Genomic DNA, 13,393 nt, shown 5'->3' with positions numbered 1-13,393 from the left:
CTCAGGCTTCCTTCCAGCCCCGCGCGCGCGTTACCGCTGTGGCGAAGCGGCTGCGCGCCTGGGCGCCATAGGTCCCCACCGGCCTCACACTGCTGGCGGGCGGCGGCAACTCGGGAAGAGTTGCCACCCCCAACCCCCGCATCGCCATGCGGGCGGTTCCCAGCGCCGTGAGGCCGGTGGCGGACGGGACCACGATGGTCCGCCCCGTCACATCGGCCAGCACCTGAAGGAGGTAGGGATTGCGCGCCATGCCGCCATCGACGGAGATGGCCGCAGCGAGCGGCAGCAGCTCGCCCAGCGCGGCGATCACCTCCCCCGCACGCAGCGCCACGCCCTCGATCAGGCTCTGCATCAGGTCGGCGCGCGTCGTGTCGAGCGCGAGCCCGATCCACAGGCCCGCCGCCGAACGGTCCCAATGCGGGCAGGCAAGCCCGGAGAGAGCGGGCACGAAGGCCAGGCCGCGCAGGATGGCGGGCGGCTTGTCGAAATGGCCGATCTCCGCATAGTCGGCGAACAGGCCAAGCTGCCTCGCCCAGTTCACCGCCGAGGCCGCATTGTAGACGCCGCCCTCCAGCGCGAAGTGCGGCTTCTCCGCCCGCTGCTGCCACGCCACCGTGGGCACGATGCCGAAGCGGCTGCCGTTCACCCGCTCCGCCCCGGCAATGGCGAGCGCGAAGGCGCCGGTGCCGAAGGTGATCTTCACGTCGCCCGCCGCCGCACAGCCGTGGCCATAAAGCGCCGCCTGCTGGTCGACCAGGCTCGCGGTGACCGGCACGCCCCGGTGCGCGCCGAAGGGTCCGGTCGAAGGCCTGATCTCCGGCAGGCACTCCATCGGCACGCCGAAGAGATCGCAGAGCCTCTCGTCCCACTGGAAGGTGTCGAGCGACATCAGGCTGGTGCGCGAGGCAGTGGTGACGTCGGTGGCGAATTCGCCGGTGAGCCGCGCCAGGAAGAAGGCGTCCGACGTGCCGAGCCGCAGGCGCTTCCCGCGCAGCAGCTCCTTCGCCTCCCGCACATGGTCGATGAACCAGCGCAGCTTGGCGGCGGAGAAATAGGGGTCGAGCGGCAGGCCCGCGATGGCCCGCGTGAGCTCCTCCGCGCCTTCGGCCTTCAATCGCCCGGTGACCGCACTGGTGCGATCATCCTGCCAGACGATGGCATTGTGGATGGGGCGGCCCGTCGCCGCGTCCCAGGCGATGACGGTTTCACCCTGGTTGTCGATGCCGATCGCATCAACCTTGCCCGCCGCGGCAATCGCCCCGGTGACGTGACGCAGCAGCTCTTCCGGATTGTGCTCCACATGGCCGGGCCGCGGATAGAACTGCGCATGCTCGAAGGCGGCGACGGAGGCCAGTGCGCCTTCACCGTCGCAGACGCAGGACTTGGTGCCCGTCGTGCCCTGATCGACCGCGGCGACCCTCATGCCTGTCCCCTTGCAACCTGTTCCGCAATGGCGCGGCCCTCGCGCCAGCAGGCGCCGGACGTCTTGAGGTCACCATGGACATTGCCGGCGAGCGTGACCTTCGGCCGGTTCACCAGCAGCGCGGCCTCGGGCGCCCATTCGCCAGTGAAAATCACGCCGTCGCAGGCAATGCGCGCATGGCGGCCGTGGCGCTCGATCTCCACCGCCTCGACCCCGGTGCGCCCGTCGATGGCGATGAGCCTGGTGCCTGTCCACACCGGAACGCCATAGATCAGCCTCGCCAGCAGACCGCCGGGCCGCGGTGCGGAGATGCGGTCCTTCGCCTCGATCATCGCAACCGGCCTGACGCCGATGTGGCGGCAGGTGAGGATGGCGGAGAAGGACACCCATTCGCTGCCGATGATGACGGGCCTTTCGAACGGCTTGAAGTTCTGCAGATAGACATGGGCCTGCAGGGCACCCGTGGTCATCACGCCGCGCGGTCTTGAGCCGCCGACCAGGCGGGCGCTGCGCGGCGTCTCGCGCGTGCCGGTGGCGAGGATGATCTTGCCCGCCGCCATCTCGCTGATGCCGCGCTGGTTCAGAACGCGCAGCACGTTGCCGTCGATGCCCAGCACCGTGTGGCCGGTGCGCAGGTCGAGGTTTGCCGAATCGGTTCGCAGCCGTTCGGCGAAGCGCGGGCCGGTCCAGATCCGGCGGTGGCTCTCCCAGCCGAACCCCAGGTGCCCGCAATGGCGCGGCGCGCCGCCCGCTTGCTGTTCGCGCTCCAGCACGGTGGCGGCGATGCCGAGTTCGGAAAGCCGCCGCGCCGCGGAAAGTCCGGCCGGTCCGCCGCCGATGATGACGACGTCACGCTGCTCCACGGGTCTTCTCCCGGAACAGCTTCTCGACATGGGCCGAACAGCTGAAGCCCTGGCAGCGCCCCATCATGGCGCGCGTGCGGCGCCTGAGGCCGCCCAAATCTCCGGCCGGAAGCGGGCCTTCGAGGGCTCTCTCGATTTCACCGCGCGTCACGCGCTCGCAGTGGCAGGCGATCTCGCCGCCTTGCATGTAGGGGCGCGGCCGCTCTTCCGTGAGGTTGGGCACCGGCGTCCAGATCGGATCGGGTTGTGAGGGCAAGGCGCCGAAATGCGAAGCATAGAGCCCCGCCACATGCCGCGCGATGCCGAGCGAAGCGGTGAGGCCGGTTGAGCGGATGCCGCCCACGGTGATCCAGGACCGCCCGGGAAGCGCTTCGATCACATAATCCTTGTGCTCCGTCGCGGGCCGCAGTCCGGCATAGATGGCGCTGACGCCGATGCCGCTGAGCGACGGCGCCATCTCCAGCGCGCGCGCCTTGAGGCGCTCGAGCGTGGCGGTGTCGGTGGCCGCCACCTCGCGCTCCGGCACATCTTCCGCCGTGGGGCCGATGGCGAGGTTGCCATAGGCGGTGCGGAACAGCACCACGCCCTTGGTGCGATCGGACGGCACCGGCAGAATGATGGCCGTCACAAGCTGCGATGCGGGCTTGTCGAACACCACGAACTGCCCGCGCCGCGGCGTGATGGTGAAGGGCGGGGGCCGCGCGATGGCTTCCACGAGGTCGCCGAAATTTCCCGCCGCATTGATCACGGCGCGGGCGCTGACCGGCCCGGCCTTGCTGGCGAGCCGCCATGCGCCTTGCGCGAACTCGCCCCCGGTGACCTCCGCGTCGCGCAGGATGACCGCGCCGTGGGCAAGCGCCTGATGGGCATAGGCGAGCGGGGCCGACCAGGGGTCGATGATGTGCTCGCCCGGCACCAGAACGGCGGCCTTTGCCGCGGGCGAGAGCCGCGGCTCCAGCCGGCGCAGTTCATCAGATTCGACCGGGCGCACATCTTCAACGCCATTGGCATGGGCCTTGGCAACGATACCGGCGAGCTTCGTCCGCTCTTCCTCCGACCACGCCACGACGAGGGCGGAACTCTTCACCAGCGGCAGGTTCAGGCGCCCGCGGATATCGATATACTCGGCATAGCCCGCGCGAATGCAAGCGAGTTCGAGGCTTCCCGCCGGCGCGTCAAAGCCGGTGTGCAGCAGCCCGCTGTTGCCCTTCGACGCGCCGCTGAGAATATCCGCGCCGCGCTCCAGCAGAACGCATGACAGGCCGGACATGGCGAAGCGGCGCAGGATGGCCAGCCCCACCACGCCGCCGCCGATCACCGCAATGTCGAAGCCCCGCTGCATGGCACGCGATCCTACATGGAAAACAACAGGGCGGCCACTGGCCGCCCCCGCAATCATGTCCTGATGCGCGGATCACGCGGCGGTGAAGCCGTTGTCCACGAAGAGGTGCGTGCCGTTCACGAAGCTCGCCTCGTCACTTGCCAGGAACAGCGCCGCGCGGGCCACTTCCTCCGGCTCGCAGATGCGGCCCTGCTGGGCGGCGAGCGCCGCCTCGGAGGTATCGACGCCAAGCTTCTGCAATTCCGCCACTTCGCGCAGCCCGTGCGGCGTCCGCACGAAACCGGGGCACACGGCATTGCAGCGGATGTTCCGGTCCCGGAACTCCACCGCGATGGCCCGCGCGAACATGTGGCAGGCGCCCTTGGTGGTGTCATAGAGCACTTCCATGGGCGTTCCCGCCACCGCCGAGATCGACGAGGTGCAGACGATGGACCCGCCGCCTGCCGCGATCATCTGCGGCAGGACGGCCTTGGTGACAAGGAACATGCTCTTGACGTTGATGTCGGTGAGCCTGTCCCACTCCTCTTCCGTCGTTTCGAGAAACGGCTTGATGACGATCGAGCCGGCATGGTTGAACAGCACGGTGATGGGGCCGAGCGTGGCGCTCACCTCATCGACCGCCTTCTTCACCTCGTCCGCCCTGGAGACGTCGGCCTCGACGAAGCAGGCCCTGCCGCCTGCCCGTTCGATGTCGGCTGCTGCCTCGGCTCCGGCCTTCGCATTGATGTCGAGGATGCCGACTTTCGCACCCTCGGCGGCAAAGAGTCGCGAGGCCGCTCCGCCCATGCCGGTGGCCCCGCCGGAAATCAGGGCCACCTTGTTGCTCAATCGTCCCAAAATCAGCGGCCCCCGAGGGCTGCCTCGGCCTCGGCGATCTCGGCCTGGCGGCGGGCGATTTCGTCACCCATCGGCGGGCCCTTGAAGCGGCGGCCTTCGAAGGCGAACCAGGCGATGATCAGCAGGCCGTAGAAGGCGACGGTGTAGTAGATCAGCCCCGGCACGAAGGTGTCGCCGGTGACCGACGGCACGAAGGCGTGGCCGCCGATGATGACGCCGATGGTGCCGATGATCACGATGATCGCGAAGACCTTCGACAGCCCGCCCAGGCGGAACTTGCCGTAGGTCGTCCAGGTCTTGCCTTCCGCCATCAGGCCGGCAATGACCGGCATGCCATAGGACATGTAGAGATACATGGCGCAGCCCGTCGACAGCGCCGCGAAGGCGTTGAGCGGCGTGGTGATCACCACCAGCAGGACGGTCACGATGCCGGTGGACCAGATCGCCGCCGTGGGCGTGCGGTAGCTCTTGCTGACGTGGGCGAGCTGAGACGGCAGGCCGCGGTCACGCGCGAAGGCATAGATCATGCGCGACGTCGAGGTGAGGCCCGACAGCGCGCAGAAGAAGTTGGCGAGGATGATGCCGATGGCGCAGAGCTTGCCGAGGAAGCTCGGCATGATCAGCGTGTTGAACAGCACCGAGAAGGAGCTCCAGCCGAGGATCGCCATGTCGGCGGGCGTTGGTCCTCCGGGAATGGCGGCGAGCTGGTCCATGATCTCCTTCGGCACCATGGTCTGGTTCGGGTCCGCCGCCAGGGTGGTGTAGACGGCGGGCAACGCCATGACCATGCCGAGCGCCAGGGCAAAGCCGAAGACAAGCGACCAGAACACCGAGGTGAGCATGCCCTTGTGCACGGTGTTCTGCGCATTGACGGTCTCTTCCGAAGTGTGCGCCGAGGCGTCGAAGCCGGTGATGGTGAAGAGCGGATAGAGGAAGCCCATCAGCACCGCGATGAAGATGCCATGGGGCGGCGCCACGCTGCCGCCCGCTTCGCCCGTCTTGTTGACGAAGGCGAAGGCGTGGCCCAGGTCGAAGCTCGGCACATGCATGAACAGCAGGATCACGAGCACGATGGTGACGGCGAAGATCAGGTAGCCCGAGAAGTCCGTCAGGATCGTGGTGAGCCGGATGCCGAAGTGGTTCAGCAGGCACTGCGCCACGGTGATGCCGGCGATCCAGATGAACATGGTGTTGCTGGTCCAGGTCGAGACGTCCCATCCCAGCATGCCCGAGAAGAACAGGTCGCGGATGAAGGTGTAGAGAATGACGTTCACCGCCGGGATGACGAAGAGCAGGCCAAGCAGATTGGTGGAGGCCGTGAGCCAGCCCCAGAACTTGCCGCCGAGGATCGACGACCAGTGCTAAAGCGAGCCTGCCGTCGGATAGGCCGAGGCGATCTGGCCAAGCGAGGCGGCCACGATCAGCGCATAGACGCCGCCGAGGACCCAGCAGATGGTCGCCGTCCAGGGGCCGACCGTCGACATGGCGATCGGGAAGGAGGCAAGCCCGCCCGAGATGATGCAGATGATCGAGAACGAGATGGCGAAGCTCTGGAAGGGTCCCATGCGCCGCGACAGCTCCTGCGCATAGCCCATGGAGTGGAGGACCTTCTCGTCCTCCGTGATATGATTATGGTGTTCGGCCATAGAAGCATCTCCCCCACGCCATTGGGGCAAACTGGCGCGATTATTGTGTTTGGTGTGTTTGGAACCGCCAGCCCGGGCCGACGAACCCCTCTTCCCCGATGGGCATTCTGTAACGGAATTTACAATCGGTCAACGATCCGTAATTGATCGAAGGCATCTGGTTGCAGGCTCCTCAGCCGTGCACTGGCCCATCGAATGCGCTTTCCCGACGTCAACCGTGGGCCTAATCTGGCGCCATGATCCTCCGCCACGATGATTTGCCCTCGCTTATCGCGCGCGCTGCCGCCAAGATGGCTGCTCGCCGCCGCCCTGGCCATGCGAGGTCCGGCCCAGCAGGAGATTGACAATGACCGACGCCAGCACCACCGCACCGGCCCCATCCGCCGCACGCCGCAGCGGCGGGCGCGATGGGCGCCGGGCGCTGCGCGCCGCCCCCATGGCCTCTTTTCCCACACTGGTGCGCAACATCCCGGTCTACAACCTCGTGCCCGGCGAGGCGGTGGAGCTGATCCACGAAGAATCCCTCAAGATTCTCGAGGAGGTGGGCTGCGAATTCCGCGATGACGCGGCGGTCGCGCTCTGGAAGGCGGCGGGCGCCAACGTTGCCGGCACGCGCGTCCGCATCGACCGCGCGCTGCTGATGAGCCTCATCGCCCGGGCGCCGGAGGAATTCACGCTCAATGCCCGCAACCCGGAGCGGACGGTGCGGATCGGCGGCCGCAACAGCGTCTTCGTTCCCATGTATGGCGCGCCTTACGTGCGCGACCTCGACAACCTGCGCCGCTATGGCTCGCTTGAGGACCTCAACAACTTCCACAAGCTCGCCCACATGCTGCCGGCGCTGCACTCATCCAGCTCGATCTGCGTCGAGCCGATGGAGATTCCGGTGCCCAAGCGCCACCTGCACATCATCCACTCGGCGCTCGCCTATTCCGACAAGCCCTTCATGGGCATCGTCACCTCGAAGGAGCGCGCCGAGGACGTGATGAAGATGTCCGGCATCGTGTTCGGCGAGGATTACGTGAAGGACAATACGGTCGTCGTCTCGATCACCAACTGCAATTCGCCGCTGGTGTGGGACGCGACCATGCTCGATGCGATGAAGGTCTATGCCGCGCATAACCAGCCCGTCATCTGCGCGCCCTTCGCGCTGTGCGGAGCATCCACGCCGGCCTCCGCGGTGGGTGCGGTGGCGCAGGTCAATGCCGAGGCGCTGGCGGGCGTGGCCTTCACCCAGCTGATCCGCGCGGGCTCTCCCGTCATCTACGGCCAGTTCATGGTGGCGGTGGACATGAAGTCGGGCGCCCCCATGGGCGGCACGCCGGAAGCGGCTCAGATGATGTATCTGATGGGCCAGCTCGCCCGGAAGTACAAGCTGCCGTGGCGCACGTCGGGCTTCCACGTGGGCTCGAAACTCAACGATGCTCAGGCAGGCTATGAATCGAACATGCTGATGCATGCGGCGATCCTGTCGGGCGCCAACTACATCTGGCACGTGGCGGGCTGGCTGGAGGCCGGGCTGTGCTGCGACTATTCGAAATTCGTCACCGATGCCGAGCAACTGGTGGGCTGGTACAAATATGCCGGCGGTGTCTCCTTCGCGGACTTCAAGGAGGCCATGGCCGCGGTGCGCGAGGTGGGACCGCAGGGCCACTTCCTCGGCACGCAGCACACGCTCGAACATTTCGAGAAGGCCTTCTTCAGCCCCTCCATCATGGACTTCAACAGCTTCGAACAGTGGTCGGCCGAGGGTTCCCGGGATCATGCGGCGCGCGGCCGGGAGAAGGCGCGCCAGATGCTTGAGGCCTACGAGCCGCCGAAGATGGACGAGGCCGTCGCCGAGGGCCTGCGCGATTTCATCGCGCGGCGCGAGGGCGTGCTGCCAGACACGGTGAACTGAGCCCGTGGGCGTCACCGGCCGTGCGGCGCACCCCGCGGCGCTTGCCGTGCAGTTCGCGATCGGCGGCGTTTCCGCCGTCACGCCCTGGCGCGCGGTGTGAGACGCGGCAGCAGCTTTGTCGCGACGAAGCCCAGCGCCACCAGCACCAGCGAAACGAGGCCCCACACCGCCACGACCAGCCACTCGCCCACGCCCGTTCCGGCAGAGGCAAGCCATGAGGCCCATTCGATGAGAATGGGATCGGCCGGGATGATGTCGGCATTGCTGGCGACGAGGCCACCGGCCACGCCGACCAGGCCATGGGTTATCCAGGCCACGAGCGACCAAAGTGCGATCACCGCAAGGGTGATAATCCAGACGAGCGTTTTCATCGATGCGTCTCCGAAAGGTGCTGCCGCAGCAGGTTGAGATTGCGCTGATTGGCCTTGAAGGCCATGTCGAACAGGACGCCGGCAACGGGAATGGCGCCCACCGCCGTGTCCGCCGCAATGTTGAGGCCCATGCGCGTGAGCAGGCGCTTGGGCGCGCCGTGGCGCAGCGCTTCGCCAAATATGTAAAGCGAGATGCCGGTGCCGGCCAGTGTGCCCACGCCGGGCACGAGGCTCAGCAGGCCGTCGGCGCCCATCCTGCGCGAGGTGCCGGGAATGCGAATGGCGGAGTCGGAGAACCAGGCGAGCCACTGGAGGCGCTCCATGGTTCCTTGCGGGGTCAGATCGATGGTGATCGAGGGGCTGGTCATTGCGTTCATCTCCCAGATTGGGGCGCAGGAGGCGCCTTCAAGGTGGAATAGTCCGACATCGCAGCCAGTGGGGCTGCCAGAGGGGCCCGGACGCATCGCTCATGCATATAGAAAGCCTTCGCTCCGGAACAAGCGCCCAGAGCATGATCCGCAAAGGCGGAACCCACTTTTGCGACAAGATCATGCTCAAGCTTATGATCTGGCGTAAAAAAGAAGGGTGAACGGCAGCAACCAGCAGCTGTCCACCCCCGAGCCGGCCTCAAGCCGGGACGCCACGAGTGCTCTTCGCTTGAGAATGGGAGGACCCAAGAAAGACGTTTGCGCCGAAGTATGATCAGCAAGAGCAATGCCAGACCGGAGCGGACAGGATAGCTCCCGTCAAACCATTGAAATATATTCATCAATTCTGAGAAAGATGTATCTAGCATATATTGCGGACTGCGGCACTGCCCCCTCATTGTGCAGCGCAGCGCCTGTCTTTTTGGCAGTCACATCGGGAGGGCGGTCAAACCGGCCGGTTCTTGCGCATCCAGTCGACGAAGCGGCTCAGCGCCTCTTCGAGGGGGCCAAGGTCCTTCAGATAACACATGCGCAAATGCCCCTCGCCGCCCGCTCCGAAGGCGCTGCCGGGGGCGAAGCCGACCTTGGCCTCGTCGATCAGGCGGCGCACGGCAGCAGCCGAGTCGGTCATGCCCGCAATGCCGAAGAACAGGTAGAAGGCGCCCTGCGGCACCTCGAACTGCAGGCCCGGCAGTTCCTTCAATGCCAGCACCGTGAGGTCGCGGCGGTGCCTTGCCATCAGCACCTGACGTTCGATGAAGCCATCGCCATGGTCGAGGGCCGCCACACAGCCGCGCTGCAGGAAGGCCGGCGTGCCGGAGGAGGAGACCTGCACGATGCGCTCGATCGCCGGTCCCAGCGCCTTGGGCGCCTGCAGCCAGCCCACGCGCCAGCCGGTCATCGCCCAGTTCTTGGAGAAGGTGTTGGCCAGAAGCAGCCGTTCCCCGTCCCCGCAGATGTCGAGGAAGGAGGGCGCGCGCGTCTCGCCATTCTCGCCGTAATAGAAGCGCGTATAGACCTCGTCGCCGAGGATCCACAAGCCGCGCTTGCGGCAGAAATCGCGCACCGCGACGAGTTCGTCGCGCGTCGCCGTCCAGCCCACCGGGTTTGACGGCGAATTGAGCGCGATCGCCCTGGTGCGCGGCGTCACCGCATCGAACAGCCGGTCGAGATCGAGCGTCCATCTGCCGTTGGCGAACTGCATTTGCACCTCGACCGGCTTCGCGCCGGAGATGCGCAGCACGCCGGCATAGTTGGGCCAGGCGGGTGCCGGCAAGACGATCTCGTCACCCTCGCCCGCGATCAGCTGCACGACGGTCTGGATGGCATGCATGCCGCCCGAAGTTACGAAAAAATTCTCGTGGTCGAAGCGGCGGCCGAAATGGCGCGTGTGATAGCGCGCCAGTGCGTCCCGCAGTTCGGGGATGCCGCGCTGCCAGGTGTAGAAGGTCTCGCCATTGAGCAGCGCTTCCGCGGCGGGGCGCGCGAAGGCCTCCGGCGTCGGCTGGTTGCCCTCGCCTGCCCACAGCGCAATGACACCGGGCACGGTGAAGCCATGCATGGCGGCCTTGACGATGCCGCTGTCGGGCTCGTCGCGGGCCTGCGGCGTCAGCGCCGCCAGAAACTGTTGATCGATCATGCCCGGAGCTTAAGCAAGCGCGCCGGAGTGTCCAGCAACCCCGGCGTGCCATTGCATCGCTGACCTGCGTCAGGCGGGGTTCTTCGCCTTCAGCGCATCGCGGATTTCGGCGAGCAACTCTTCCGATTTGCTCGGCGGGGCGGGCGGCGGCGCGGGCTCGTCGCGTTTCAGCCGGTTCGAAATCTTGACCAGCTGGAACAGCACGAAGGCCACGAGCAGGAAGTTGATGACAACCGTGATGAAGGCGCCATAAGCGAGGACCGCGCCCTGCTTCTGCGCCTCGGCCAGCACCGGCGAGGTCACGCTGGCGGAGAGCGGCAGAAAGTAGGAATCGAAATTGAGCCCGCCGGTGAGCGCACCGATGAGCGGCATGACCAGCAGGTTCACGACGCCATCGACAATGCGCCCGAAAGCCGCGCCGATAATCACGCCGACCGCGAGGTCGAAAGCATTTCCCTTGAGGGCGAAGGACTTGAAGTCATTCCATTCCTTGCGCACCGTATCGCCTGCCATGTGGTACCCCCTGTTTGCCGGTTTTTCATCCCGGTGTTGATCGTGTCTGCCATTATCCTGATGATGCTGGCAAAATCAACCACGCATCACCCAGGGGACCGCGAATCAGATGAGTGAACGCCTTACATTCTATCCCGACCTCCAGCCCTTCAACCGCGGCCGGCTGCGGGTCTCGAAGCTTCATGAGATTTATTTCGAGGAATGCGGAAACCCGGGCGGCAAGCCCGCTGTGGTGCTGCACGGCGGCCCGGGCGGCGGCATTTCGCCTTTTCTGCGCCAGAGCCATGACCCAAAGGCCTACCGCATCATCCTCTTCGACCAGCGCGGCTGCGGCCAGTCCACGCCCCATGCCGAACTGGCGGAGAACACCACATGGGATCTCGTCGCCGACATGGAAAAGCTGCGCCAGCACCTGAAGATCGGGCGCTGGCAGGTGGTGGGCGGCTCCTGGGGCTCCACCCTGGCGCTGGCCTATGCCGAAACCCATCCGGAGCGCGTGACGGAACTCATTACGCGCGGCATCTTCACTTTGCGGAGAAGCGAGATCCGCTGGTTCTACCAGGAAGGGGCGGACCAGCTGTTCCCCGACCTGTGGGAAGGCTTTATCGCCCCCATCCCGCCGGAGGAACGGCACGACCTGCTCTTTGCCTATCACAGCCGCCTCACCGGGTCCGACAAGGCCCAGCAGATTGCCTGTGCCCGCGCCTGGAGCCAGTGGGAGGGCGCCACCCTCTCGCTGCTTCCCGATCCGAAGCGCGTGGCGGAATTCGGCTCGGACCACTTCGCCATCGCCTTCGCCCGCATCGAGAGCCATTATTTCGTCAATGGCGGCTTCTTCCGGCAGGATGACCAGCTGATTGCCGATGCCCGCAAGCTGGCCGGCATCCCGGGCGTCATCATCCAGGGCCGCTACGACGTGGTGACACCGCCCGCCACCGCCTGGGACCTGCACAAGGCCTGGCCCGAAGCGGAGTTCATCATGGTGCCGGACGCCGGCCACACCGCGACCGAGCCCGGCATCGCGGACGCCCTGGTGCGGGCCACAAACCGCTTCCGCCATGCATAAGTCGCATAGCTGAACCGGCGCATGTTCCGATCACGTGGAACATGCGCTACTCTCCCGCCATGGACCTCGACCGCACCCTGCTTGAGACCGGCGGCTCACCCGTCACCCTCCTTCATCTGCTGCTTGCCGCCGGGATCTTTGCCCTGCTGCTGCTCATCGCGGCCGTCGTGCTGTCATGGCGGGCGCAGGCGAACCGCTTCGCCGAATCGCTCTTTGCCCAGCGCCGCGCCGCGGAGCTCGAATACCGCATCGCCGAACTCTCCGGCGCGCTCAAAAGCCTCGTCGACCAGTCGCAGGGCTCGCAAATCCAGCTCGTCTCCACGCTGGACGAGCGGCTCTCCGACCAGGCGGAGCGCACCGGCCAGTCGCTGAAGCAGCTGCACGAGCGCCTCGCGGTGATCGACGCGGCGCAGAAGAACATCGCCGCGCTGTCGGGCGAGATGCTGAGCCTCAAGGATATATTGTCCAACAAGCAGGCGCGCGGCGCCTATGGCCAGGCGCGCATGGAGGCGATCATCCGCGACGGCCTGCCGTCGCATGCATACGCCTTCCAGGGCTCCTTGAGCAACAACACCCGGCCCGACTGTCTCGTCTCGCTTCCCGATTCGGACATCAAGCTGGTGATCGACGCCAAGTTCCCGCTCGAGGCCTTCAACGCGCTCAAGGCTGCGGGCAGCGAGAACGACCTGCGCAACGCCGAAGCCCGGCTGCGCGGCGATGTGCTGAAGCATGTCAAGGACATTGCCGGGAAATATCTCCTGCCCGGCGAGACGCATGAGACGGCCATCATGTTCGTGCCATCCGAGTCGGTCTATGCCGAGCTCTACGAGAAGTTCGAGGACGTGATCCAGAAGGCCCACCGCGCCCGCGTCATTCTCGCCTCGCCCAATGTGCTGATGCTGCTCGTCCAGACGCTGCAGGCGATCTTCCGCGACGTCCGCATGCGCGAGCAGGCCGGGCTCATCAAGGCGGAGGTGACGAAGCTCCTCGAGGACGTCGACCGCCTGAAGGAGCGGGTGGGCGACCTGCAGAAACATTTCGGCGCGGCATCAAGCGACCTCGAAAAACTCGGCGTCTCCGCTGGCAAGATCACGAAGCGCGGCGCGCGCATCGAGAGCCTCGAACTGCAGGAGCCCGAAGGCGGCGTCGAAATCGTGCGGCCGAAGCTGGTGGAGCGGGGGTAGAAATGTGCCTTGACAGAAATAGGCCCGATTCCTACTTTCACCTAGGAGCCTGTCTGGAAAACAGCCTAGACGGCGGGGATAGAATTTGATTCACTCGGGTTATGAGCAAGACATTTCGATCGTGGGAAGTAGATCAGGCGTGGCTTTTGCCGGCTTCGGTTCATGACTTTGTGCCGCCTGG

General features: G+C 66.0%; 13 protein-coding genes. 3 read left to right on the top strand and 10 right to left on the bottom strand.

Annotated elements, in window-relative coordinates; all coding sequences use genetic code 11:
• Position 1: 1 nt before the first annotated feature.
• The 6 genes from IOC69_RS07245 to IOC69_RS07220 form a co-directional block, all read right to left on the bottom strand.
• Positions 2-1,423 carry an FGGY family carbohydrate kinase gene (locus IOC69_RS07245; protein WP_290542875.1) on the bottom strand — a complete coding sequence of 474 codons (1,422 nt, stop codon included), beginning with the start codon at positions 1,421-1,423 and terminating at the stop codon, positions 2-4.
• Positions 1,420-2,286 carry an FAD/NAD(P)-binding oxidoreductase gene (locus IOC69_RS07240; RefSeq protein WP_290542874.1) on the bottom strand — a complete coding sequence of 289 codons (867 nt, stop codon included), beginning with the start codon at positions 2,284-2,286 and terminating at the stop codon, positions 1,420-1,422. The genes IOC69_RS07245 and IOC69_RS07240 overlap by 4 nt, the downstream gene beginning before the upstream one ends.
• Positions 2,273-3,628: an NAD(P)/FAD-dependent oxidoreductase gene (locus IOC69_RS07235; protein ID WP_290542873.1), complete on the bottom strand. Its 1,356-nt coding sequence runs from the start codon at positions 3,626-3,628 to the stop codon at positions 2,273-2,275. The genes IOC69_RS07240 and IOC69_RS07235 overlap by 14 nt, the downstream gene beginning before the upstream one ends.
• A 72-nt stretch (positions 3,629-3,700) precedes the next feature.
• Positions 3,701-4,468, bottom strand: a complete 768-nt coding sequence (locus tag IOC69_RS07230; RefSeq protein WP_290542915.1) for an SDR family oxidoreductase — start codon at positions 4,466-4,468, stop codon at positions 3,701-3,703.
• On the bottom strand, positions 4,468-5,814 hold the full coding sequence (locus tag IOC69_RS07225) for an APC family permease (protein ID WP_290542914.1): 1,347 nt from the start codon (positions 5,812-5,814) through the stop codon (positions 4,468-4,470). The genes IOC69_RS07230 and IOC69_RS07225 overlap by 1 nt, the downstream gene beginning before the upstream one ends.
• 12 nt (positions 5,815-5,826) lie before the next feature.
• Positions 5,827-6,111: a hypothetical protein gene (locus IOC69_RS07220; RefSeq protein WP_290542872.1), complete on the bottom strand. Its 285-nt coding sequence runs from the start codon at positions 6,109-6,111 to the stop codon at positions 5,827-5,829.
• 346 nt (positions 6,112-6,457) lie between these two features.
• On the opposite strand from IOC69_RS07220, the gene IOC69_RS07215 reads away from it, so the two are divergent.
• Positions 6,458-8,011, top strand: a complete 1,554-nt coding sequence (locus IOC69_RS07215) for a trimethylamine methyltransferase family protein (protein WP_290542871.1) — start codon at positions 6,458-6,460, stop codon at positions 8,009-8,011.
• Positions 8,012-8,088: 77 nt separating this feature from the next.
• Here the strand turns inward: IOC69_RS07215 and IOC69_RS07210 are convergent, their stop codons facing one another.
• The 4 genes from IOC69_RS07210 to mscL form a co-directional block, all read right to left on the bottom strand.
• The gene (locus IOC69_RS07210) at positions 8,089-8,382 is read right to left on the bottom strand and encodes a hypothetical protein (RefSeq protein ID WP_290542870.1); all 294 of its coding nucleotides are present in this window, start codon (positions 8,380-8,382) and stop codon (positions 8,089-8,091) included.
• On the bottom strand, positions 8,379-8,750 hold the full coding sequence (locus tag IOC69_RS07205; protein WP_290542869.1) for a DUF4112 domain-containing protein: 372 nt from the start codon (positions 8,748-8,750) through the stop codon (positions 8,379-8,381). Before IOC69_RS07205 ends, IOC69_RS07210 begins: the two co-directional genes overlap by 4 nt.
• A 505-nt stretch (positions 8,751-9,255) precedes the next feature.
• A complete protein-coding gene (locus tag IOC69_RS07200; RefSeq protein WP_290542868.1) occupies positions 9,256-10,449 on the bottom strand; it encodes a pyridoxal phosphate-dependent aminotransferase in 1,194 nt (397 codons plus the stop codon).
• Positions 10,450-10,518: 69 nt separating this feature from the next.
• Positions 10,519-10,962 carry a large conductance mechanosensitive channel protein MscL gene (gene mscL, locus IOC69_RS07195; protein WP_290542867.1) on the bottom strand — a complete coding sequence of 148 codons (444 nt, stop codon included), beginning with the start codon at positions 10,960-10,962 and terminating at the stop codon, positions 10,519-10,521.
• A gap of 109 nt (positions 10,963-11,071) precedes the next feature.
• Here mscL and pip point away from each other — a divergent pair, with 109 nt between their 5' ends.
• Positions 11,072-12,028: a prolyl aminopeptidase gene (gene pip, locus IOC69_RS07190; RefSeq protein ID WP_290542866.1), complete on the top strand. Its 957-nt coding sequence runs from the start codon at positions 11,072-11,074 to the stop codon at positions 12,026-12,028.
• 41 nt (positions 12,029-12,069) lie between these two features.
• Positions 12,070-13,212 (top strand): DNA recombination protein RmuC, encoded by a 1,143-nt coding sequence (rmuC, locus tag IOC69_RS07185; protein ID WP_290542865.1) that lies wholly within the window; start codon positions 12,070-12,072, stop codon positions 13,210-13,212.
• Positions 13,213-13,393 lie beyond the last annotated feature (181 nt).

This window comes from Aestuariivirga sp. (assembly GCF_020252405.1).
Lineage (GTDB): Bacteria > Pseudomonadota > Alphaproteobacteria > Rhizobiales > Aestuariivirgaceae > Aestuariivirga.
The sequence above is the reverse complement of the archived record's forward strand: the minus strand, read 5'-3'. Positions and strand labels throughout refer to the sequence as shown.

What these genes read in the sequence shown, in the direction of transcription:
- IOC69_RS07245 (WP_290542875.1), bottom strand. Translation starts at nt 1,423, where the DNA reads ATGAGGGTCGCCGCGGTCGATCAGGGCACGACGGGCACCAAGTCCTGC.
- IOC69_RS07235 (WP_290542873.1), bottom strand. Translation starts at nt 3,628, where the DNA reads ATGCAGCGGGGCTTCGACATTGCGGTGATCGGCGGCGGCGTGGTGGGG.
- IOC69_RS07220 (WP_290542872.1), bottom strand. Translation starts at nt 6,111, where the DNA reads ATGGCCGAACACCATAATCATATCACGGAGGACGAGAAGGTCCTCCAC.
- IOC69_RS07215 (WP_290542871.1), top strand. Translation starts at nt 6,458, where the DNA reads ATGACCGACGCCAGCACCACCGCACCGGCCCCATCCGCCGCACGCCGC.
- IOC69_RS07210 (WP_290542870.1), bottom strand. Translation starts at nt 8,382, where the DNA reads ATGAAAACGCTCGTCTGGATTATCACCCTTGCGGTGATCGCACTTTGG.
- IOC69_RS07205 (WP_290542869.1), bottom strand. Translation starts at nt 8,750, where the DNA reads ATGACCAGCCCCTCGATCACCATCGATCTGACCCCGCAAGGAACCATG.
- IOC69_RS07200 (WP_290542868.1), bottom strand. Translation starts at nt 10,449, where the DNA reads ATGATCGATCAACAGTTTCTGGCGGCGCTGACGCCGCAGGCCCGCGAC.
- mscL (WP_290542867.1), bottom strand. Translation starts at nt 10,962, where the DNA reads ATGGCAGGCGATACGGTGCGCAAGGAATGGAATGACTTCAAGTCCTTC.
- pip (WP_290542866.1), top strand. Translation starts at nt 11,072, where the DNA reads ATGAGTGAACGCCTTACATTCTATCCCGACCTCCAGCCCTTCAACCGC.
- rmuC (WP_290542865.1), top strand. Translation starts at nt 12,070, where the DNA reads ATGCGCTACTCTCCCGCCATGGACCTCGACCGCACCCTGCTTGAGACC.